The organism is Castellaniella defragrans 65Phen (assembly GCF_000612685.1).
GTDB classification, from domain to species: Bacteria; Pseudomonadota; Gammaproteobacteria; order Burkholderiales; family Burkholderiaceae_B; genus Castellaniella; species Castellaniella defragrans.
This window is the reverse complement of the sequence record NZ_HG916765.1, coordinates 155,365-177,757: the sequence shown is the minus strand read 5'-3', so window position 1 is coordinate 177,757 and position 22,393 is coordinate 155,365. Positions and strand designations below refer to the sequence as shown.

Sequence of the window (22,393 nt, the reverse complement as noted above, 5' to 3'; positions counted from 1 at the left end):
ATGCTCCAGATGTCGAACCGGTGGACGCCAGGCTGAATCCCGCATGACGTCGTTCGTGCACCCATCCTGCCATGGCGCGTTTGCTTTCGGCTTAAAGTATTGCGTCGTGCGTCGAGAGTTTCCTCGTTCCTTTGAGGCTATAGACCAAGGACAGGCATCGGTGTCCTGGTTCCGAGATGAAGTAGACGCTGCTTCCACCCGTCTCACTCCAATTGGTTGAGCTCGCTTGCGGATCAGGTTCCGTAGAACCGGATTGCTGGGCGAGGCATTGGCCAGCTGCCTGGATACCCTCGCAGATCCCTCTGGCGTTTTGGTCAGCATAAGTTTATTTGGCCAGACGTTTGATCGCCAGTTCCAGGAGGATGATCTCCGCGTAGTGGGGATGATCTCGGCTATCCCGGATGGATGCAGGAACGCCCCACACTATATTCACCGATGTTTCACGTGGAACAATCCAGGCACGTGTTCCACGTGAAACATTCAATCGCAGGTCCGCGAAGTATAATTTCGGGAACTATCCTGTTTTCCCCTATGAATTACTCTGAAGAATTCGATGTCCTCGTGATCGGTGGCGGTCACGCCGGGGCTGAAGCCGCATTGGCCGCAGCCCGCATGGGCGTGTCCACGCTCCTGTTGACCCACAATATGGACACCCTGGGCCAGATGTCCTGTAATCCTTCCATCGGCGGGATCGGCAAGGGACACCTGGTCAAGGAAGTCGATGCGCTGGGCGGCGCCATGGCCTGGGCCACCGATCAAGCGGGTATCCAGTTCAGGATCCTGAATCGTTCCAAGGGGCCAGCCGTGCGCGCCACGCGCGCCCAGGCGGATCGATCCCTGTATCGCCGCGCCATCCGGATGATCCTGCAGGGTCAGAAGAATCTGATGATTTTTCAGCAGGCGGTGGACGACCTGATCCTGGAAGGCGACCGTGTGGTGGGGGCGCGCACCCAGATCGGACTGGTGTTCCGGGCGCGCGCCGTGGTCCTGACGGCGGGCACGTTCCTGAACGGCCTGATGCACGTCGGACTGTCGCATTACGCCGCGGGCCGGGCCGGCGATCCGCCGGCGACCAGCCTGGGAGAGCGGCTCAAGGAATTGAAGCTGCCCCAGGGCCGGCTGAAGACCGGCACGCCGCCGCGCATCGATGCGAAAACCATCGATTTTTCCAAGACCGAAATCCAGCCCGGCGACACGGATCCCGTCCCCGTGTTTTCCTTCCTGGGGCGCGCCGACATGCACCCCGAACAGGTGCCGTGCTGGATCACGCACACCAACGAACGTTCGCACGAGATCGTGCGTTCGGGTCTGGACCGCTCGCCCATGTACAGCGAGCAGGGCACGATCGAAGGCATCGGCCCGCGTTACTGCCCGTCGATCGAGGACAAGATCCACCGTTTTGCCGACAAGGCCAGCCACCAGGTGTTCCTGGAGCCGGAAGGCGCATCGTCCTGCGAGATCTATCCCAACGGAATCTCCACCAGCCTGCCGTTCGACATCCAGTTCGCGCTGGTGCGCAGCCTGCCCGGATTGGAAAATGCGCGCATCATGCGGCCCGGCTATGCGATCGAATATGACTACTTCGATCCCCGGCACCTGCATGCCTGGCTGGAGACCCGCGCGATCCGGGGCCTGTTCTTTGCCGGGCAGGTCAACGGCACCACGGGGTACGAGGAAGCCGCCGCCCAGGGGCTGCTGGCGGGCGCCAATGCCGCCTTGCAGGCGCTGGGGCGCGAGCCTTGGACGTTGGACCGCAGCCAGGCCTATCTGGGGGTGCTGGCGGACGATCTTGTAACTAAAGGAGTTACAGAACCTTACAGAATGTTTACATCGCGGGCGGAATACCGCCTCAGCCTGCGCGAGGACAACGCCGACCTCCGCTTGACGGAAATGGGCCGGACGCTGGGCCTGGTGGACGACGCGCGCTGGGATGCCTTCTGCCGCAAGCGCGACGCCGTGGAGGCCGAAATCCAGCGCCTGCGGGAAACCCGTGTCAATCCCGCGGTGCTGGATGCCCACGTGCGCGAACGCATGGCCCTGCAGCGGCTGGATCGCCATCCCAGCCTGCTCGACCTGCTGCGCCGCCCCGACGTCGAGTACGACGCCCTGATGGCCCTGCGGGATGCGCAGGGCGCGCCGCTGGCTGGCCCCGGGCTGGCCGATCCGGCGCAGGCCGAACAGGTCGGCATCCAGGCCAAGTACGCCGGCTACGTGGACCGCCAGCGCGACGAGATCGAGCGCCAGAAGGCGCAGGCGGATCAGGCGGTCCCGCAGGACTTCGACTACGCCGGCGTCGCCGGCCTGTCCACCGAGGTGCGCCAGCGCCTGGAGGCCTCGCGCCCCGCCACCATCGGCCAGGCGGCGCGGATCTCCGGCGTCACGCCGGCGGCGGTCTCCCTGCTGCTGGTCCACCTGAAGCGCCACGCGCGCGGGCGCCGGGCGGCATGAGCGGGACCCCGCCTTTTCCCGAATTCCGGGCGTGCCTGGAAAATGCCCTGGACGCCCTGGGCATGCAGGCCGACCACGCCCGCATTCCCGCGCTGCTGGGCTACCTGCAGCAGCTGCAGCACTGGAACAAGGCCTACAACCTGACGGCCGTGCGCGATCCCGGCAAGATGCTGGTGCAGCACGTGTTCGACAGTCTGGCCATCGTGCCCGAACTGCGCGCCCGCTGGCCGCGGCGCGCCCTGCGCGTCGCGGACATGGGTTCGGGCGCCGGTTTACCGGGTATCATTCTGGCCATCTGCCAGCCGGACTGGACCATCGTCTGCGTGGACGCCGTGGGCAAGAAGACCGCGTTCATCCGCCAGGCTGCCGGCGTCCTGGGGCTGAAGAACGTGCGCGCGGAACACGGCCGCATCGAATCCATGGACAGCCTGCAGGCCGACCTGGTGATCTCGCGCGCATTCGCCTCGCTGTCGGATTTCGTGCGGGTCGCCGCGCACCATCGCGCGCCCGGCGGCATCCTGCTGGCCATGAAGGGCCAGGATCCCGTGGCCGAGCGGGCCGCCCTCGAAGCCGGCACGGGCTGGTACGTGAAACGCGCCGTCGAGCTGGACGTGCCCGAAATGGACGCGAGCCGCTGTCTGCTGGAACTCGATTCAACCGGTCCCGAAGGAACCCCATGACTGCCGATCGTCCGAAATCCGCCCGCGTGTTCTGCATCGCCAACCAGAAGGGCGGCGTGGGCAAGACCACCACGGCCATCAACCTGGCCGCGTCGCTGGCCCTGCACGGCCAGCGCGTGCTGCTGGTCGATCTGGATCCGCAGGGCAACGCCACCATGGGCAGCGGCATCGACAAGAACGCCGCCTCCGTCAACCTGTACCAGGTGCTGATCGGCGAGGCCGACGTGGCCGAGGCCCGCATCCGCTCCGAGACCGGCGGCTACGACGTGCTGCCTTCCAACCGCGAACTGTCCGGCGCCGAGATCGACCTGGTGCAGATGGACGACCGCGAGATGCAGCTCAAGCAGGCCCTGTCCAAGGTGGCGCAGGACTACGACTTCATCCTGATCGACTGCCCGCCCACGCTGTCCCTGTTGACCCTCAACGGGCTGGCCGGGGCGCATGGCGTGATCATCCCCATGCAGTGCGAGTATTTCGCGCTCGAAGGCCTGTCCGACCTGGTCAACACCATCAAGCGGATCTACCGCAACCTGAACGCCGACCTGGAACTGATCGGGCTGCTGCGCGTCATGTTCGACACGCGCATGACGCTGCAGCAGCAGGTCTCCGCCCAGCTGGAATCGCACTTCGGGGACAAGGTCTTCAAGACGGTCGTGCCGCGCAACGTGCGCCTGGCCGAGGCGCCCAGTTACGGTCAGCCCGGCGTCATCTACGACAAGTCGTCCCGGGGCGCCCGGGCCTATCTCGCCTTCGGCGAGGAACTCATCCGCCGTGTCGGCGGCCAGATCCGTCCGCGCGCGGCCTGAACGAGGCGCGCCCGGCATCATCCACGAGGAAACACAAGACGATGGCCACACGCAAGAAAGGACTCGGACGCGGCCTGGACGCCTTGCTGGGCGCCGACAACGGCGCGCTGGACGCGGTGGGGCGGCAGAAGGACGACGCCCCCAGCCAGCTGCCGGTCGCCGTCCTGCGCGCGGGCCGCTACCAGCCGCGCACCCGCATGGACGAAGGCGCGCTCAACGACCTGGCCGACTCCATCCGCGCCCAGGGCATCATGCAGCCCATCCTGGTGCGCCCGCTGGACGACGAGCCCGGGCAGTACGAGATCATCGCCGGCGAGCGCCGCTTCCGCGCCGCGCGGATCGCCGGCCTGGAGGCCGTGCCCGTCCTGGTGCGCCGGGTGGCGGATGAAAACGCCGCCGCCATGGCCCTGATCGAGAACATCCAGCGGGAGGACCTCAATCCCCTCGAAGAAGCCCACGGCGTGCGCCGCCTGCTGGACGAATTCGGCCTGACCCATGAGCAGGCCGCCACCGCCATCGGCCGTTCGCGCTCGGCCACCACCAACCTGCTGCGCCTGCTGAACCTGGCCGAGCCGGTGCAGACCATGCTGCTGGCCGGCGACATCGACATGGGCCACGCCCGTGCCCTGCTGGCCACCGACGCCGCGCAGCAGATCCTGCTGGCCAACGAAGTCGTCGCCCGGCGCCTGTCCGTGCGCGAGACTGAAAAACGCGTGTCGCGCGCCCTGCGCGAAGCCGACGAACCCCTGTCCACGCCGGCCGGCCGCGCCGCCCGGGGCGCCGGCAACGCCCGTTCGGGCGACCTGGACCGGCTGGAGAAGGCCCTGTCCGACCATCTCGCCACCCAGGTGAGGATCCGCACGGGCGCGCGCAAGGGCGGACAGCTCGTGATCGAGTTCTCCGACTGGGCGCACCTCGACGCGCTGCTGGAGCGCCAGGGCCTGGGCGACGTGCTGGACGAGCGGCGCTCGGCCTGAAGGGAGAACGGACGCGTCGGATGCCGTGCGCCCCCGCGTCGGACCATCCGTCCCGGCCTCCGGCCCCGTCACTTGACATCCCCCTCAAACATCTTCATAATTCGGGATTCGCTTCGGTGGGGTGCCCGAGTGGTTAAAGGGGGCAGACTGTAAATCTGTTGGCCTTGCGCCTACGTTGGTTCGAATCCAACCCCCACCACCATGCGAACGATGTCCCGTGCTGAATTGTGGGGTGTCGGCAGGGATCCGAATCGCGGGTGTAGCTCAATGGTAGAGCAGAAGCCTTCCAAGCTTACGACGAGGGTTCGATTCCCTTCACCCGCTCCAGCGGGTCCGGTTCGACGGTCATCGAAATGAATTCCGCCCATGTGGCTCAGTGGTAGAGCACTCCCTTGGTAAGGGAGAGGTCATGCGTTCGATCCGCATCATGGGCACCACAACATCTTGGATCATTCCACAGTCAGGAGTCAGCCATGGCAAAAGGCAAGTTTGAACGGACCAAACCGCACGTGAACGTGGGTACGATCGGCCACGTTGACCACGGCAAGACGACGCTGACGGCGGCGATCACGACGGTGCTGGCCAAGGCGAGCGGTGGCGAGGCCAAGGGCTACGACCAGATCGACAACGCGCCCGAAGAGAAGGCGCGCGGGATCACGATCAACACCTCGCACGTGGAATACGAGACGGCCAACCGTCACTACGCGCACGTGGACTGCCCGGGCCACGCCGACTACGTGAAGAACATGATCACGGGTGCGGCGCAGATGGACGGGGCGATCCTGGTGGTGTCGGCCGCCGACGGCCCGATGCCGCAGACGCGCGAGCACATTCTGCTGGCGCGCCAGGTGGGCGTGCCCTACATCATCGTGTTCCTGAACAAGTGCGACATGGTCGACGACGAGGAGCTGCTGGAGCTGGTCGAGATGGAAGTGCGCGAACTTCTGTCCAAGTACGACTTTCCGGGCGATGACACGCCGATCGTCAAGGGCTCGGCCAAGCTGGCGCTCGAAGGCGACGAAGGTCCGCTGGGCGCGCAGGCGATCATGCAGCTGGCTGCGGCGCTGGACAGCTACATCCCGACGCCGGAGCGCGCGGTCGATGGCACGTTCCTGATGCCTGTGGAAGACGTGTTCTCGATCTCGGGTCGCGGCACGGTGGTGACGGGGCGCATCGAGCGCGGGGTGATCAAGGTCGGCGAGGAAATCGAGATCGTGGGCATCCACGATACGGTCAAGACGACGTGCACGGGCGTGGAGATGTTCCGCAAGCTGCTGGACCAGGGCCAGGCGGGCGACAACGTGGGGATTCTGCTGCGCGGGACCAAGCGCGAGGAAGTCGAGCGCGGCCAGGTGCTGGCCAAGCCCGGCTCGATCCACCCGCACACGAACTTCACGGCCGAAGTCTACATTCTGTCCAAGGAAGAGGGCGGGCGTCACACGCCGTTCTTCAAGGGGTATCGTCCGCAGTTTTACTTCCGCACGACGGACGTGACGGGCACGATCGAGCTGCCGGCCGACAAGGAAATGGTGCTGCCGGGCGACAACGTGTCGATGACGGTGAGCCTGATTGCGCCGATCGCCATGGAAGAGGGGCTGCGCTTTGCCATCCGCGAAGGCGGCCGTACCGTGGGCGCCGGCGTCGTCGCCAAAATCATCAAGTAATTCTGTAGTACAATGGTGGGCTGGTCGCCCACCAACGCTTTTCAAAAAACGGGGGTGCGGCAGCGCCACCGTTTTTCGAGGTTTAGGGGTATAGCTCAATTGGCAGAGCGTCGGTCTCCAAAACCGAAGGTTGAGGGTTCGATTCCTTCTGCCCCTGCCACCGATCTCATTGCCGCAGCAGCGGCGTCGAACACCCGTATATGTCTCACCAGAACGTAGAAACCGTCAGCCGCGCCGCCGAACGCATCAAGCTCGGCCTGGCCGTGCTCGTGATCGTTGCGGGTATCGTGGCGTATTCGGTGTTCGTGGACCAGCCCGGCTACGTGCGCGTAGGTGCCTTCGTCGCCGGCCTGATCCTGGCCGCGGTCATCGTCTGGTTCAGCGACACCGGCCGGCGCACTCTGGCCTTCAGCCGCGAATCGTACAACGAAACGCGCCGCGTCGTCTGGCCCACGCGCCAGGAAACCACGCGCATGACCGCGATCGTGTTCGCCTTCGTGCTGGCCATGGGCGCTCTGCTGTGGATCGCCGACAAGCTGCTGGGCTGGGTCATCTACGGCCTGCTGCTGGGCTGGAACTAAGGAACGAAAACCGCATGAGCAAGCGCTGGTACGTCGTCCATGTCTATTCGGGCATGGAAAAAAGCGTCCACAAGGCCCTGGTCGAACGCATCGAGCGCGCCGGGCTGCAGGACGCCTTCGGCCGCATACTCGTGCCTTCCGAGGAAGTCGTCGAAATCAAGGACGGCCGCAAGTCGATTTCCGAGCGCCGCATCTTCCCGGGCTACGTCCTGGTCGAAATGGACCTCACCGACGAGACCTGGCACCTGGTGAAGAGCACCAACCGCGTCACGGGCTTCCTCGGGGGTTCCGGCAACCGTCCCGCGCCCATCTCCGAAAAGGAAGTCGAAAAGATCCTTTCCCAGATGGAAGAAGGCGTGGAAAAACCGCGTCCCAAGGTCCTCTTCGAGATCGGCGAGACCGTCCGCGTCAAGGAAGGCCCGTTCGCCGACTTCAACGGCAGCGTCGAGGAAGTCAACTACGAGAAAAGCAAGGTCCGCGTGTCGGTCACGATCTTCGGTCGTGCTACCCCGGTCGAGCTCGATTTCAGTCAGGTCGAAAAGGTCTGATTTTTTACCGCCAGGCCACGCCCACGGTAAAGCGTCCCCCAGAGGGCAAGCAGAACCCGGAGCGGTCCCCCCGGACCGCCGCCGGGCCTGACGAGCCGGGGCAGCGGACACGCTGTCCGGGGATGCGCGCCGGAAGGCGCGGCGTGGAGGCATTTTAACCCGGGGAGCCCGTCCCATCAGGCGGCGGGCGCAATCACCCGACAGGAGCATCGCATGGCGAAGAAAATCGTCGGCTTCATCAAGCTGCAAGTGCCAGCTGGTAAGGCCAATCCCTCACCCCCGATCGGTCCGGCGCTGGGTCAGCGCGGTCTGAACATCATGGAATTCTGCAAGGCGTTCAACGCCAAGACCCAGGGCCTGGAGCCCGGTCTGCCGATCCCCGTGGTGATCACCGCCTTCGCCGACAAGAGCTTCACGTTCATCATGAAGACTCCGCCGGCCACGATCCTGATCAAGAAGGCCGCGAGCGTCCAGAAGGGCTCCGCGACGCCCAATTCGGCCAAGGTCGGCACGCTCACGCGCGCCCAGGCCGAGGAAATCGCCAAGACCAAGCAGCCCGACCTGACGGCGGCCGATCTGGACGCCGCCGTGCGCACCATCGCCGGCAGCGCCCGCAGCATGGGCATCGATGTGGAAGGAGTCGTCTGATCATGGCCAAGCTGAGCAAACGCGTCGCCGCCATCGCGGCCAAGATCGATCGCACCAAGCTGTATCCGGTGGCCGAAGCCATTGCGCTGGTCAAGGAAACCGCCACCGCCAAGTTCGACGAGTCCATCGACGTCGCCGTGCAGCTGGGCATCGACCCCAAGAAGTCCGACCAGCTGGTCCGCGGCTCCGTGGTGCTGCCCGCCGGCACCGGCAAGTCCGTGCGCGTCGCCGTCTTCGCCCAGGGCGAGAAGGCCGAGGCCGCCAAGGCCGCCGGCGCCGACATCGTCGGCCTGGACGACCTGGCCGCCAGCATCAAGGCCGGCAACATCGACTTCGACGTGGTCATCGCCTCGCCCGACACGATGCGCGTCGTCGGCGCCCTGGGCCAGGTCCTGGGCCCGCGCGGCCTGATGCCGAACCCCAAGGTCGGCACCGTCACGCCCGACGTCGCCACCGCCGTCAAGAACGCCAAGGCCGGCCAGGTGCAGTACCGCACCGACAAGGCGGGGATCATCCACGCCACCATCGGCCGCGCGTCCTTCGACGTCGAAAAGCTGCAGACCAACCTGGCCGCGCTGATCGACGCCCTGAACAAGGCCCGCCCCGCGGCGGCCAAGGGCATCTATCTGCGCAAGGTCGCCGTGTCCTCCACCATGGGTGGCGGCGCGCGCGTCGAATTGGCATCGCTGGCCTCGTAAGGCCGGCCAACAGAACTTTGGGCTGCGCCCGATCGGAAACGAGAGGGCGCCGCTGTCAAAGACCGCTGGAGCCGATCGCCTCCCGGCGTGACGCTTAATCCCGGGCCGTACCGCCGGATCCAGCGTAGACGGCGCCCAGGAAGAATTCATTCATGAACTCGACCAGGCGCGCCGCATTCGGTTGATGCCGGGGATTTCCCGGCGTCGTTAGATGGAGTGTTCAACCATGAGTCTCAATCGCCAAGAAAAGGCGGTCGTCATCGAGGAAGTCTCGGCCGAAGTCGGCCGCGCCCAATCGATCATCGTCGCCGAGTACCGTGGTCTGGACGTCGCCTCCGTAACCGTATTGCGCAAGACTGCGCGTGAATCGGGCGTGTACCTGCGCGTGTTGAAGAACACGCTGGTACGCCGCGCGCTGGCCGGCACCCCCTTCGAGGGTCTGTCCGCCCAGCTCACCGGTCCGCTGATCTATGGGATCAGCGCCGACCCGGTGGCGGCCGCCAAGGTCCTGGCCGATTTCGCGAAAAGCAATGACAAGCTGGTCATCACAGGCGGGGCCCTGCCCAACAGCCTGCTGAGCCAGGATGGCGTGAAGGCCCTGGCCACCATGCCGTCCCGCGAGGAACTGCTGTCGAAGCTGCTGGGCACCATGCAGGCGCCCATCGCTCAGTTTGTGCGTACGCTCAACGAAGTGCCCACGAAGTTCGTGCGCGGCCTGGCGGCCGTGCGCGACCAGAAGCAGGCCGCGTAAGCGGTCCGCCGGCATCCCTTCGTTGCTGGAAGCGACACCAAACCTGGCATATTCAATCATCTGGAGTTCTTAAAAAATGGCAACTAAAGCTGAAATCCTGGACGCGATCGCCGCCATGAGCGTGCTCGAACTGTCCGAGCTGATCAAGGAAATGGAAGAGAAGTTCGGCGTGTCCGCCGCTGCGGCCGCTGTCGCCGTGGCTGCCGCCCCGGCCGCCGGTGGCGCTGCCGCCGCCGCCGAAGAGCAGACCGAGTTCACGGTCGTCCTGGCCGAAGTCGGCGCCAACAAGGTCAACGTCATCAAGGCCGTGCGCGAAATCACCGGCCTGGGCCTGAAGGAAGCCAAGGACCTGGTCGACGGCGCGCCGAAGCCCGTCAAGGAAGGCGTCGACAAGGCCACGGCCGACGATGCGAAGAAGAAGCTGGAAGAAGCCGGCGCCAAGGTCGAACTCAAGTAAGACCTCATCGCCGCGCCCGGGAAGCCCGGGGAAGCGCCGGATGGCCGTTTTCGGACCCGTCGGGCGCTTTCCAAAGCCTCCCGGGCTTTTGCGTTTCCAGAAAACCCGCGTTCGATGCCCCGCCGCATCACGCCGAGCCGGGTTTTCCGGAGTCGTAAACCATGGCCGTGGTTGACGGCCTAAGCAACCCTCGAGTCGGAGTGCTCATGCCTTATTCGTACACCGAAAAGAAGCGCATACGCAAAAGCTTCGCCAAGCGCGAGGACGTCCAGGACGTTCCCTACCTGCTGGCGACGCAACTGCAATCGTTCAAGACCTTCCTGCAGGCGGACGTTCCCCCCTCCCAGCGCAAGGAAGAAGGACTGCAGGCGGCCTTCAATTCGATCTTTCCAATCGTCAGCCACAATCAGATGGCGCGGCTGGAATTCGTCAGCTACGTGCTGGGCACTCCCGTGTTCGACGTCAAGGAATGCCAGCAGCGCGGCCTGACCTACGCCTCGCCGCTGCGCGCCAAGGTGCGCCTGGTGCTGATGGACCGCGAGGTCAGCAAGCCCACGGTCAAGGAAGTCAAGGAACAGGAAGTCTACATGGGCGAGATCCCGCTCATGACCGACACCGGCTCCTTCGTCATCAACGGCACGGAACGCGTCATCGTGTCCCAGCTGCACCGCTCGCCGGGCGTGTTCTTCGAGCATGACCGCGGCAAGACCCACAGCTCGGGCAAGCTGCTGTTCTCCGCGCGCGTGATTCCCTACCGCGGCTCGTGGCTGGACTTCGAGTTCGATCCCAAGGACATCCTGTTCTTCCGCATCGACCGCCGCCGCAAGATGGCGGTGACGATCCTGCTGAAGGCCATCGGCATGACGCCGGAGGCCATCCTGGCCTATTTCTCCAGCTTCGACCACATCGCCCTCCACCAGGAAGGCGGCATGCTCGAATTCGTGCCCGAGCGCTGGAAGGGCGAGATCGCGCGCTTCGACATCGCCGACAAGAAGGGCAACGTCATCGTCGAGAAGGACAAGCGCATCAATGCCAAGCACCTGCGCGACCTGACCGCCGCCAAGGTGGACCACATCTCGGTGCCCGAGGACTTCCTGCTGGGCCGCGTCCTGGCCAAGAACGTCGTCAACCCCGACACCGGCGAGATCCTGGCGCAGGCCAACGACGAGATCACCGAATCCGTGCTGGCCGAATTCCGCGCGGCGGGCATCCGCGACATCGAGACGCTCTACATCAACGAGCTGAACGAGGGCGCCTACATCTCCCAGACCCTGCGCACCGACGACACCGCCGACCAGATGGCCGCGCGCGTGGCCATCTACCGCATGATGCGTCCCGGCGAGCCGCCCACCGAGGAAGCCGTCGAAGCCCTGTTCCAGCGCCTGTTCTACTCCGAGGAAACCTACGACCTGTCGCGCGTCGGCCGGATGAAGGTCAACAGCCGCCTGGGCCGCGACGCCGGCAACACCGGCCCGCTGACCCTGACCAACGAGGACATCCTCGACACCATCAAGCTGCTGGTGGAACTGCGCAACGGCCGCGGCCAGATCGACGACATCGACCACCTGGGCAACCGCCGCGTGCGCTGCGTGGGCGAACTGGCCGAGAACCAGTTCCGCGCCGGCCTGGTGCGCGTCGAGCGCGCCGTCAAGGAACGTCTCGGCCAGGCCGAGACCGAAAACCTGATGCCGCACGACCTGATCAATTCCAAGCCGATCTCGGCCGCGATCAAGGAATTCTTCGGCTCCAGCCAGCTGTCCCAGTTCATGGACCAGACCAACCCGCTGTCGGAGATCACGTACAAGCGGCGCGTCTCCGCCCTGGGACCGGGCGGCCTGACGCGCGAGCGCGCCGGCTTCGAGGTGCGCGACGTGCACCCGACCCACTACGGCCGCGTCTGCCCGATCGAAACCCCGGAAGGCCCGAACATCGGCCTGATCAACTCCCTGGCCCTGTACGCGCGCCTGAACGAGTACGGCTTCCTGGAAACGCCCTACCGCAAGATCGTCGACGGCAAGGTCTCCGACCAGATCGAATACCTGTCGGCCATCGAGGAAAGCAAGTACGTCATCGCCCAGGCCAACGCGGTGCTGGACGAGGAAGGCCGCTTCGTCGATGACCTGGTCGCCTGCCGCGAGGCCGGCGAAACCATGCTGACCGCCCCGGCCAACGTCCACTACATGGACGTCGCGCCGTCGCAGATCGTGTCGGTCGCCGCCTCGCTGATCCCCTTCCTGGAGCACGACGACGCCAACCGGGCCCTGATGGGCGCCAACATGCAGCGCCAGGCCGTGCCCTGCCTGCGGCCCGAAAAGCCGCTGGTCGGCACCGGCATCGAGCGCACCGTGGCGGTGGACTCGGGCACGACCGTGCAGGCCGTGCGCGGCGGGATCGTGGACTTCGTCGACGCCGACCGCGTGGTGATCCGCGTGAACGACGACGAGAACGTCGCCGGCGAAGTCGGCGTGGACATCTACAACCTGAAGAAGTACACCCGTTCCAACCAGAACACCAACATCAACCAGCGGCCCATCGTCTCGCGCGGCGACCTGGTGGCGCGCGGCGACGTGCTCGCCGACGGCGCCTCCAGCGACCTGGGCGAACTGGCCCTGGGGCAGAACATGCTGATCGCGTTCATGCCCTGGAACGGCTACAACTTCGAGGACTCGGTGCTGATCTCCGAGCGCGTCGTCGCCGACGACCGCTACACCTCGATCCACATCGAAGAGCTCACCGTGGTCGCCCGCGACACCAAGCTCGGACCCGAGGAAATCACGCGCGACATCTCCAACCTGGCCGAAGTCCAGCTCAACCGCCTGGACGATTCCGGGATCGTGCACATCGGCGCCGAAGTGCGCGCCGACGACGTGCTGGTCGGCAAGGTCACGCCCAAGGGCGAGACCCAGCTCACCCCGGAAGAAAAGCTGCTGCGCGCGATCTTCGGCGAGAAGGCCTCCGACGTGAAGGACACCTCGCTGCGCGTGCCCTCCGGCATGGTCGGCACCGTCATCGACGTGCAGGTCTTCACCCGCGAAGGCATCGAGCGCGACAAGCGCGCCCAGTCCATCATCGACGACGAACTGCGCCGCTACCGCCAGGACCTGAACGACCAGCTGCGCATCGTCGAGAACGACGCCTTCGACCGCCTGCGCAAGAACCTGGTCGGCAAGACCGCCAACGGCGGCCCGCGCAAGCTGGCCAAGAACACCGAGCTGACGGCCGAGTACCTGGACGAGCTGGACCGCTGGCAGTGGTTCGACATCCGTCTGGCCGACGAGGAAGCCGCCGTCGCCCTGGAGCAGGTCAAGGACGCCCTGGAGCAGAAGCGCCACCAGTTCGACCTGGCCTTCGAGGAAAAGCGCAAGAAGCTCACGCAGGGCGACGAGCTGCCCCCGGGCGTGCTGAAGATGATCAAGGTCTACCTGGCCGTCAAGCGCCGCCTGCAGCCGGGCGACAAGATGGCCGGCCGCCACGGCAACAAGGGCGTGGTCTCGCGCATCACCCCGGTCGAGGACATGCCCCACATGGCCGACGGCACTCCCGTGGACATCGTGCTCAACCCGCTGGGCGTGCCCTCGCGGATGAACATCGGCCAGGTGCTGGAAGTCCACCTGGGCTGGGCCGCCAAGGGCCTGGGCCAGCGCATCGCCGACATGCTCGACGACGAGCGCGGCATCCAGGTCAAGGCCGTGCGCAAGAAGCTGGAAACCGTCTACAACGCCTGCGGCGGCTCGGTCAAGCTCGAACAGCTGACCGACGACGAGGTGCTGACGCTGGCCGCCAACCTGCGCAAGGGGGTGCCCCTGGCCACGCCGGTGTTCGACGGCGCGACCGAGGAAGACATCACCCGCATGCTGGAAATCGCCTACCCGGACGAGGTCGCCGAGCGCCTGAAGCTCACCAGCGGCCGCACCCAGGCCTGGCTGACCGACGGCCGCACCGGCGAGCAGTTCGAGCGTCCCGTGACCGTGGGCTACATGCACTTCCTCAAGCTGCACCACCTGGTGGACGACAAGATGCACGCGCGTTCCACCGGTCCGTACTCCCTGGTGACCCAGCAGCCGCTGGGCGGCAAGGCGCAGTTCGGCGGCCAGCGCTTCGGGGAAATGGAAGTCTGGGCCCTGGAAGCCTACGGCGCCTCCTACACCCTGCAGGAAATGCTGACGGTGAAGTCCGACGACATCACGGGCCGGACCAAGGTCTACGAGAACATCGTCAAGGGCGATCACGTGATCGACGCGGGCATGCCCGAATCGTTCAACGTGCTGGTCAAGGAAATTCGATCCCTGTCCCTGGACATGGATCTGGAGCGTAAATAATGAAAGCGCTACTCGATCTCTTCAAGCAAGTCTCCCAGGACGAGCAATTCGACGCCATCCGCATCGGGATCGCCTCGCCGGAAAAGATCCGTTCGTGGTCCTTCGGCGAAGTGCGCAAGCCCGAGACCATCAACTACCGCACCTTCAAGCCCGAGCGCGACGGCCTGTTCTGCGCCAAGATCTTCGGCCCGATCAAGGACTACGAGTGCCTGTGCGGCAAGTACAAGCGCCTGAAGCACCGCGGCGTGATCTGCGAGAAGTGCGGCGTCGAGGTCACCGTGGCCAAGGTGCGCCGCGAGCGCATGGGCCACATCGAGCTGGCCAGCCCGGTGGCGCACATCTGGTTCCTGAAGTCCCTGCCCTCGCGCCTGGGCATGGTGCTCGACATGACGCTGCGCGACATCGAGCGCGTGCTCTACTTCGAGGCCTGGTGCGTGATCGAGCCGGGCATGACGCCGCTCAAGCGCGGCCAGATCATGTCCGACGACGACTACCTGGCCAAGACCGAGGAATACGGCGACGACTTCCACGCCCTGATGGGCGCCGAGGCCGTGCGTGAACTGCTGCGCAACATCGACATCGATTCCGAGGTCGAGAAACTGCGCGCGGAACTCAAGGCCACGGGCTCGGATGCCAAGATCAAGAAGATCTCCAAGCGCCTGAAGGTCCTGGAAGGCTTCCAGAAGTCCGGCATCAAGCCCGACTGGATGATCATGGAAGTGCTGCCGGTGCTGCCGCCGGACCTGCGTCCGCTGGTGCCGCTGGACGGCGGGCGCTTCGCCACGTCCGACCTGAACGACCTCTACCGCCGCGTCATCAACCGCAACAACCGCCTGAAGCGCCTGCTGGAACTGAAGGCGCCGGACATCATCCTGCGCAACGAAAAGCGCATGCTGCAGGAAGCCGTCGATTCGCTGCTGGACAACGGCCGCCGCGGCAAGGCCATGACCGGCGCCAACAAGCGCCAGCTCAAGTCCCTGGCCGACATGATCAAGGGCAAGAGCGGCCGCTTCCGCCAGAACCTGCTGGGCAAGCGCGTCGACTACTCCGGCCGTTCCGTGATCGTGGTGGGCCCGCAGCTGCGCCTGCACCAGTGCGGCCTGCCCAAGCTGATGGCGCTGGAGCTGTTCAAGCCCTTCATCTTCAACCGCCTGGAAATGATGGGCCTGGCCACCACCATCAAGGCGGCCAAGAAGCTGGTCGAGAGCCAGGAGCCGGTGGTCTGGGACATCCTCGAAGAGGTCATCCGCGAACACCCGGTGATGCTCAACCGCGCGCCCACGCTGCACCGCCTGGGCATCCAGGCCTTCGAGCCGCAACTGATCGAAGGCAAGGCCATCCAGCTGCACCCGCTGGTCTGCGCGGCCTTCAACGCCGACTTCGACGGCGACCAGATGGCCGTGCACGTGCCCCTGTCGCTGGAAGCCCAGCTGGAAGCCCGCACCCTGATGCTGGCCTCCAACAACGTCCTGTTCCCGGCCAACGGCGAACCGGCCATCGTGCCGTCCCAGGACATCGTGCTGGGCCTGTACTACGCCACGCGCGAGCGCATCAACGGCAAGGGCGAGGGCATGTTCCTGGCCGACCTGGCCGAGGTGCAGCGCGCCTACGACAACCACGAAGTCGAGCTGCAGACGCGCATCACCACCCGCCTGCCCGAGTACGTCAAGGACGAGAACGGCGAATGGAAGGCCGTGGTCGGCCGCTTCCAGACCACCGTGGGCCGCGCCCTGCTGTCCGAGATCCTGCCCCATGGCCTGCCCTTCGCGGTGCTGAACAAGGCGCTGAAGAAGAAGGAAATCTCGCGCCTGATCAACCTGTCCTACCGCCGCTGCGGCCTGCGCGCCACGGTGATCTTCGCCGACAAGCTGATGCAGGCGGGCTTCCGCCTGGCCACGCGCGGCGGCGTGTCGATCGCCATGGGCGACATGGTCGTGCCCGACGTCAAGGGCGAAATCCTGGCCCAGGCCTCGAAAGAGGTCAAGGAAATCGACAAGCAGTATTCCTCCGGCCTGGTCACGGCGCAGGAACGCTACAACAACGTGGTGGACATCTGGGGCAAGGCCGGCGACCGCGTCGGCAAGGCCATGATGGAGCAGCTCTCCACCGAGCCGGTCATCGACCGCCACGGCAAGGAAACCCGCCAGGAATCGTTCAACTCCATCTACATGATGGCCGATTCCGGGGCCCGGGGCTCCGCCGCCCAGATCCGCCAGCTGGCGGGGATGCGCGGCCTGATGGCCAAGCCCGACGGCTCCATCATCGAGACCCCCATCACGGCGAACTTCCGTGAAGGCCTGAACGTGCTGCAGTACTTCATCTCGACCCACGGCGCGCGCAAGGGTCTGGCCGACACCGCCCTGAAGACCGCCAACTCGGGCTACCTGACCCGCCGCCTGGTGGACGTGACCCAGGACCTGGTCATCACCGAGGACGATTGCGGCACCTCGCACGGCTACGTGATGAAGGCCCTGGTGGAAGGCGGCGAAGTCATCGAGCCGCTGCGCGACCGCGTGCTGGGCCGCGTCACGGCCACCGACATCGTCAATCCCGACACCCAGGAAACCGTCATCCCGGCCGGCACCCTGCTGGACGAAAACCTGGTCGAGCTGCTCGACGAAGTGGGCGTGGACGAGGTCAAGATCCGCACTCCGCTCACCTGCGAGACCCGCCACGGCCTGTGCGCGCACTGCTACGGCCGCGACCTGGGTCGCGGTTCGCTGGTCAGCAAGGGCGAGGCCGTGGGCGTCATCGCCGCGCAGTCCATCGGCGAACCGGGCACGCAGCTGACGATGCGGACCTTCCACATCGGCGGCGCCGCCTCGCGCTCGGCCATGGCCAGCTCGGTCGAGACCAAGTCCGCCGGCACGGTGGGCTTCGCCATCGGCCTGCGCTACCTGACCAACGCCAAGGGCGACCGCATCGCCGTGTCCCGCTCCGGCGAGATCGTCATCTATGACGACAACCGCCGCGAGCGCGAACGCCACAAGGTGCCCTACGGCGCCACCATCGCCGTGGGCGACGGCGACGTGGTCAAGGCCGGCGCCAAGCTGGCCACCTGGGATCCGCTGACGCGCCCCATCGTGTCGGAATACACCGGCACGATCCGCTTCGCCAACATCGAGGAAGGCGTCACGGTGGCGCGCCAGGTGGACGAGATCACCGGCCTGTCCACGCTGGTCGTGATCACGCCCAAGACGCGCGGCACCAAGGGTGCCGCCGCGCGCCCGCAGATCCTGCTGCTCGACGAGCAGGGCCAGGAAATCAAGGTGGCCGGCACCGACCACGCGGTGGCGATCTCGCTGCCCGTGGGCGCGCTGATCACCGTGCGCGACGGCCAGTCCGTGGGCGTGGGCGATTTCCTCGCCCGGATTCCGCAGGAATCCCAGAAGACCCGCGACATCACCGGCGGTCTGCCGCGCGTGGCCGAGCTGTTCGAGGCCCGTTCGCCCAAGGACGCCGGCATGCTGGCCGAAGTCACCGGCACGGTTTCCTTCGGCAAGGACACCAAGGGCAAGCAGCGCCTGGTCATCACCGACATGGACGGCGTCAGCCACGAGTTCCTGATCTCCAAGGAAAAGCAGGTGCTGGTGCACGACGGCCAGGTGGTCAACAAGGGCGAGCTGATCGTCGACGGTCCGGCCGATCCGCACGACATCCTGCGCCTGCAGGGCATCGAGCCGCTGGCCTCCTACATCGTCAACGAGGTCCAGGACGTCTACCGCCTGCAAGGGGTGAAGATCAACGACAAGCACATCGAAGTGATCGTCCGCCAGATGCTGCGCCGCGTGAACATCACCAACTCCGGCGACACCAGCTTCATCACCGGCGAGCAGGTCGAGCGCTCCGAGCTGCTGAACGAGAACGACCGCATGGACGCCGAAGGCAAGATCCCGGCCACGTATGAAAACGTGCTGCTGGGCATCACCAAGGCGTCCCTGTCGACCGATTCGTTCATCTCGGCGGCGTCCTTCCAGGAAACCACCCGCGTGCTGACCGAGGCCGCCATCATGGGCAAGCGCGACGAGCTGCGCGGCCTGAAGGAAAACGTCATCGTGGGCCGCCTGATCCCGGCCGGCACGGGCATGTCCTACCACATCGCCCGCCACGAGAAGGAAGCCTTCGAGGCCGCCGAGCGCGCCGCGGCCCGCGAGCTGGCCAATCCGTTCGGCGAGCCGTCCGAGATGGCCCACGTGGGCTCCGGGGACGCCGATCCGGACGCCGACGCGTCGGCCGACGGCGAAGGCTCAGCCGAAGAGTGATCGCGACAACGGGCGGCCCGGCCGCCCGCGCCGGCCGTCCTCGGTCCAATAAGGGCGTCAGGCCCCGCTCCCTTCCAGGAGCGGGGTTTTTTTTTCGGTCTTTCTTTTCAGTTTTTCGATCGGCGCGCACGAGCGGCACGCGGTCGTGCGCGCCGCGATCCTCCGGCGCCGGCCGGCCCGGCGCGGGACCGGTGCCGGAGTCGGTCGCCGGAGTCAGGTGCCGGGATCAGATGCGGGGATCAGCCGCCCAGGCAGCGGCGCGCGCCTTCGATGCAGCGGCGGGCCCACGCCTCGTGGCCCAGCGCCTCGACCTGGGCGTCGTTGGGGATTTCGAGGGAATAGGGGATGGGGGGCAGGGCGCCCAGGATCCCGGGGATGTCGATGCCGCCTTCGCCGGGGACCAGGCGCTCGCTGCGCGCGGTGTGGATCAGGTCTTCGGCGCTGCCGGGGATCCCGGCCGCCGCGTCGCAGACCTGGGCGAAGCGGAACCATTCGCGCGGCAGGGCGCGCAGGGCGTCCAGGCTGTCGCGCGAGCGGTCGAAGTGCAGCGTGTCGACGACGATGCCCGCGTTGGGGCGGCCAGCCGCGCGCACCACGTCCGCCGCGGCCTGGAGATTCGGGGTTTCCGTCCAGCTCGGGTATTCCAGGCCGATGGACAGGTCCAGCGGCCGGGCCATGTCGCACAGCCGCGCGAAGCGCGCCGTCGCCCGGGCGCGGTCGGGGTCCGGCAGCTGGGCCAGGATGTGCTGTGCGCCCAGTTCCGCCGCCGCGTCGAGGACGGCGGCATAGGCCTCGGGCTCGACCTCGGGCGGCATGCGGGCGAGTTCGATGTCCAGCACGCGCACGCCGGTGTCCTTCAGCAGCGCCTTCACCTCGGCCATCATGGCCGGGTCGTCCTGCAGCGCGAAGACGTGCTCCGTGGGCGTGACGGCGGTCAGCCGCAGGCTGACGTAGTCGTAGCCGGTGCGGTGGGCGATGCGGATCATGTCCACGGGCGAACAGGTCAGCACCGTGAGGTGGGCAAGGGAGAACTGGAGAGCCATTGCGAGATCCTGAAAGCCGAAGTCCATTTAATATAGAACTATATTCTAATGTACGCAACAATAAAACGGAATCGAGTTCCGCCGATTCGGGTGCGGCACACGGCCCAGGTTTACAGCGGGAATCCGGCACCGTATCCTTAGTCCCTTTTCGCTCCCCCAGGAGGCCGCGATGCCCGACCGTTATGCCGTCATCGGCAACCCGATAGCCCAATCCAGGTCTCCGGTCCTGCACACGGCTTTCGCGCGCCAGTTCGGCCACGATCTCCAGTACGAGAAGCTGCTCGCCACGCACGAGAATTTCGCCGAGACCGTGCGCCGGTTCATCGCCGAGGGCGGCAAGGGGATGAACGTCACGGCGCCGTTCAAGCTCGCCGCGCTGGAGTTCGCCGACACCCTGTCCGAGCGGGCGCGCGCCGCGCGCGCCATCAACACGCTCAAGTTCGGCCCCGAGGGCGTCCATGGCGACAACACCGACGGCGTCGGCCTGGTCAGCGACATCCGCGACCGCCTGGGGATCGCGCTGCGGGACCGGCGCATCCTCGTCATCGGCGCGGGCGGCGCGGCGCGCGGCATCCTGCAGCCGCTGCTCGAGACCGGCCCGGCCCACCTGCTGCTGGTCAACCGCACCGAACGCAAGGCCCACGAGCTGCTGGAGGCCTGCGGCGCCGCCGGCGTCACCGCGGCCGGTCCGCTGGACGCGGCGGCGGATGGCGCCTTCGACGTCGTGATCAACGCCACCTCGGCCAGCTTCGACGACGGCCGCCTGCCCCTGGGGCGTGGCACCTTCGCGCCCGGCGCCCTGGCCTACGACCTGGTGTATGGCCGCGGCGAAACGGCCTTCCTGCGCGATGCCCGGCGGCTGGGCGCGGCCCGGGTCTCGGACGGCCTGGGCATGCTGGTGGGGCAGGCGGCCGAATCCTACCGCCTCTGGTTCGGCTGCTGGCCCGACGTGGAGCCGGTCATGGCCCTGGTGCGCTAGGCGCGCCCCGGCCGCGGCGGCAATCCCGCGGCGCATCCTCCTTCTCCGTTCCGCCTCTCCGCTCCCGCGGGCTGCCCGGGGGCTGCCCGCGTGCGCCCCGCAGCCACGCACCCGGGCATCGCGCGCCCGAGCACCAGCGCAGCCGGGCACCCGAGCACTTGCGCAGCCGCACCGGGCGCCGCCGGCCGGCTGCAGGGAACGGCGCGCTGGCATGCCGTCGCGCACTCCCCCAGACAAAAGCCGATTCTATAAATCAGTTGCGACAAGCAGAATTCTGTTCTAAAGTTAGGCATGGCGATTCCATTATCAGCATGAGACGAGGAACAGAATGGCAAAGGCCCTCGCGGGTATCCGCGTACTGGATCTGACGAATGTCCTGGCAGGGCCATTCTGCGCCTATCAGTTCGCGCTGCTCGGCGCCGAAGTGATCAAGGTCGAAGTGCCGGGCTCGGGGGATCTCGCCCGGCAGCTGGGCGCCGACCCGGAGCTGAACGGCCGCGGCATGGGGGCGTCCTTCCTTGCGCAGAACGGCGGCAAGCGCTCCATCACCCTGAACCTGAAATCCGCCGGCGGGCGCGAGGTCTTGCGCCGCCTGGTGGCCTCCGCGGACGCCCTGATCGAAAACTTCCGCCCCGGCGTGATGGACCGCCTGGGCGTGGGGTACGAGGCGCTCAAGGCGGTCAATCCGCGGCTGGTCTATTGCGCGATCTCCGGCTTCGGCCAGGACGGCCCCATGCGCCACGCGCCCGCCTACGATCAGATCGTCCAGGGGCTGTCGGGCGTGATGAGCATCACCGGCTCGGAAGAATCGGCGCCGCTGCGCGTGGGCTATCCCATGGCCGACACCATCGGCGGGATCACCGCCGCCTTCGCCGTGGCCAGCGCCCTGGTGCGCCAGCAGCGCACCGGCGAGGGCGATTTCATCGACGTGTCCATGCTGGATTCCGTCATCGTCACGATGGGCTGGGTGGTCTCTAACTACCTGATCGCCGGCGTGGAGCCCCGCCCCATGGGCAACGAGAACTTCACCGCCGTGCCTTCCGGCACCTTCAGGACGGGCGACGGCCCGCTGAACATCGCCGCCAACAAGCAGGAGCAGTTCGAGGCGCTGATGGACGTGATCGGCCGCCCCGAGCTCAAGACCGATGCGCGCTTCGCCGGACGCGAGAGCCGCAAGAAGAACCGCGCCGCGCTCACGGCCGAGATCGAGCGGGCCCTGTGCACGAAATCCGCCCGCGAATGGGAGGGCATCCTGTCGGGCATCGGCGTGCCCTCGGGGCGCGTCCTGAGCGTGCCGGATGCACTGGCCCATCCCCAGATCGCCGAGCGCGCGCTGCTGCGGCGGTTCGACGACGCGCCCGGCGTGGGCCGGCCGATCGAGCTGGTGCGGGCCGGATTCAAGATGGCCGGCGGCAGCCCCGACGTCGAGGCGCCGCCGCCGGCCCTCGGCCAGGACACCGACCCGATCCTGGCGGAACTGGGCTACGGCCGGGACGAGATCGCGCGGCTGCGCGAGGAACACGTGGTATAGA

Annotated in this window: 16 protein-coding genes and 4 tRNA genes; 19 read left to right on the top strand and 1 reads right to left on the bottom strand. The window is 66.5% G+C overall.

Annotation, left to right across the window (positions count from 1 at the left end; genetic code table 11):
* Nucleotides 1-531: 531 nt before the first annotated feature.
* The 17 genes from mnmG (at nucleotide 532) to rpoC (ending at nucleotide 18,839) form a co-directional block, all read left to right on the top strand.
* Nucleotides 532-2,448, top strand: a complete 1,917-nt coding sequence (gene mnmG / locus BN940_RS00805; RefSeq protein WP_043679100.1) for a tRNA uridine-5-carboxymethylaminomethyl(34) synthesis enzyme MnmG — start codon at nucleotides 532-534, stop codon at nucleotides 2,446-2,448.
* A complete protein-coding gene (gene rsmG, locus BN940_RS00800) occupies nucleotides 2,445-3,128 on the top strand; it encodes a 16S rRNA (guanine(527)-N(7))-methyltransferase RsmG (RefSeq protein WP_043679097.1) in 684 nt (227 codons plus the stop codon). The genes mnmG and rsmG overlap by 4 nt, the downstream gene beginning before the upstream one ends.
* Entirely contained in the window at nucleotides 3,125-3,934 is an 810-nt protein-coding gene (locus BN940_RS00795; protein ID WP_043679095.1) for a ParA family protein, read from the top strand. Before rsmG ends, BN940_RS00795 begins: the two co-directional genes overlap by 4 nt.
* Before the next feature lie 41 nt (nucleotides 3,935-3,975).
* Entirely contained in the window at nucleotides 3,976-4,911 is a 936-nt protein-coding gene (locus tag BN940_RS00790) for a ParB/RepB/Spo0J family partition protein (protein WP_043679092.1), read from the top strand.
* Nucleotides 4,912-5,026: 115 nt separating this feature from the next.
* Nucleotides 5,027-5,113: transfer RNA gene (locus tag BN940_RS00785), tRNA-Tyr, on the top strand.
* A gap of 51 nt (nucleotides 5,114-5,164) precedes the next feature.
* Nucleotides 5,165-5,238: transfer RNA gene (locus BN940_RS00780), tRNA-Gly, on the top strand.
* Between the two features lie 35 nt (nucleotides 5,239-5,273).
* Nucleotides 5,274-5,348 (top strand) — tRNA-Thr (locus BN940_RS00775).
* Nucleotides 5,349-5,384: 36 nt separating this feature from the next.
* Nucleotides 5,385-6,575 carry an elongation factor Tu gene (gene tuf / locus BN940_RS00770; protein ID WP_043679088.1) on the top strand — a complete coding sequence of 397 codons (1,191 nt, stop codon included), beginning with the start codon at nucleotides 5,385-5,387 and terminating at the stop codon, nucleotides 6,573-6,575.
* Between the two features lie 84 nt (nucleotides 6,576-6,659).
* Nucleotides 6,660-6,735: transfer RNA gene (locus BN940_RS00765), tRNA-Trp, on the top strand.
* A gap of 40 nt (nucleotides 6,736-6,775) precedes the next feature.
* Complete coding sequence (gene secE / locus BN940_RS00760) at nucleotides 6,776-7,156, top strand: preprotein translocase subunit SecE (RefSeq protein WP_043679086.1); 381 nt, start codon at nucleotides 6,776-6,778, stop codon at nucleotides 7,154-7,156.
* 14 nt (nucleotides 7,157-7,170) lie between these two features.
* Nucleotides 7,171-7,704: a transcription termination/antitermination protein NusG gene (nusG, locus tag BN940_RS00755; protein WP_043679083.1), complete on the top strand. Its 534-nt coding sequence runs from the start codon at nucleotides 7,171-7,173 to the stop codon at nucleotides 7,702-7,704.
* Nucleotides 7,705-7,917: 213 nt separating this feature from the next.
* Nucleotides 7,918-8,352 carry a 50S ribosomal protein L11 gene (rplK, locus tag BN940_RS00750; protein ID WP_043679080.1) on the top strand — a complete coding sequence of 145 codons (435 nt, stop codon included), beginning with the start codon at nucleotides 7,918-7,920 and terminating at the stop codon, nucleotides 8,350-8,352.
* 2 nt (nucleotides 8,353-8,354) lie between these two features.
* Nucleotides 8,355-9,050, top strand: a complete 696-nt coding sequence (gene rplA, locus BN940_RS00745; RefSeq protein WP_043679077.1) for a 50S ribosomal protein L1 — start codon at nucleotides 8,355-8,357, stop codon at nucleotides 9,048-9,050.
* Between the two features lie 226 nt (nucleotides 9,051-9,276).
* Nucleotides 9,277-9,801, top strand: a complete 525-nt coding sequence (gene rplJ, locus BN940_RS00740) for a 50S ribosomal protein L10 (RefSeq protein WP_043679074.1) — start codon at nucleotides 9,277-9,279, stop codon at nucleotides 9,799-9,801.
* Nucleotides 9,802-9,877: 76 nt separating this feature from the next.
* On the top strand, nucleotides 9,878-10,258 hold the full coding sequence (gene rplL, locus BN940_RS00735; RefSeq protein WP_043679071.1) for a 50S ribosomal protein L7/L12: 381 nt from the start codon (nucleotides 9,878-9,880) through the stop codon (nucleotides 10,256-10,258).
* 206 nt (nucleotides 10,259-10,464) lie between these two features.
* On the top strand, nucleotides 10,465-14,577 hold the full coding sequence (gene rpoB, locus BN940_RS00730; RefSeq protein WP_043679068.1) for a DNA-directed RNA polymerase subunit beta: 4,113 nt from the start codon (nucleotides 10,465-10,467) through the stop codon (nucleotides 14,575-14,577).
* The gene (rpoC, locus tag BN940_RS00725) at nucleotides 14,577-18,839 is read left to right on the top strand and encodes a DNA-directed RNA polymerase subunit beta' (RefSeq protein WP_043679065.1); all 4,263 of its coding nucleotides are present in this window, start codon (nucleotides 14,577-14,579) and stop codon (nucleotides 18,837-18,839) included. The genes rpoB and rpoC overlap by 1 nt, the downstream gene beginning before the upstream one ends.
* A gap of 239 nt (nucleotides 18,840-19,078) precedes the next feature.
* Here rpoC and BN940_RS00720 read toward each other — a convergent pair whose 3' ends face one another.
* Nucleotides 19,079-19,882 carry a sugar phosphate isomerase/epimerase family protein gene (locus tag BN940_RS00720; RefSeq protein ID WP_043679062.1) on the bottom strand — a complete coding sequence of 268 codons (804 nt, stop codon included), beginning with the start codon at nucleotides 19,880-19,882 and terminating at the stop codon, nucleotides 19,079-19,081.
* A 169-nt stretch (nucleotides 19,883-20,051) separates the two neighbouring features.
* On the opposite strand from BN940_RS00720, the gene aroE reads away from it, so the two are divergent.
* On the top strand, nucleotides 20,052-20,861 hold the full coding sequence (gene aroE, locus BN940_RS00715; RefSeq protein WP_043679059.1) for a shikimate dehydrogenase: 810 nt from the start codon (nucleotides 20,052-20,054) through the stop codon (nucleotides 20,859-20,861).
* A 328-nt stretch (nucleotides 20,862-21,189) separates the two neighbouring features.
* Nucleotides 21,190-22,392, top strand: coding sequence for a CaiB/BaiF CoA transferase family protein (locus BN940_RS00710; protein WP_043679056.1), 1,203 nt, complete (start codon nucleotides 21,190-21,192; stop codon nucleotides 22,390-22,392).
* The last annotated feature ends 1 nt before the right edge of the window (nucleotide 22,393 follow it).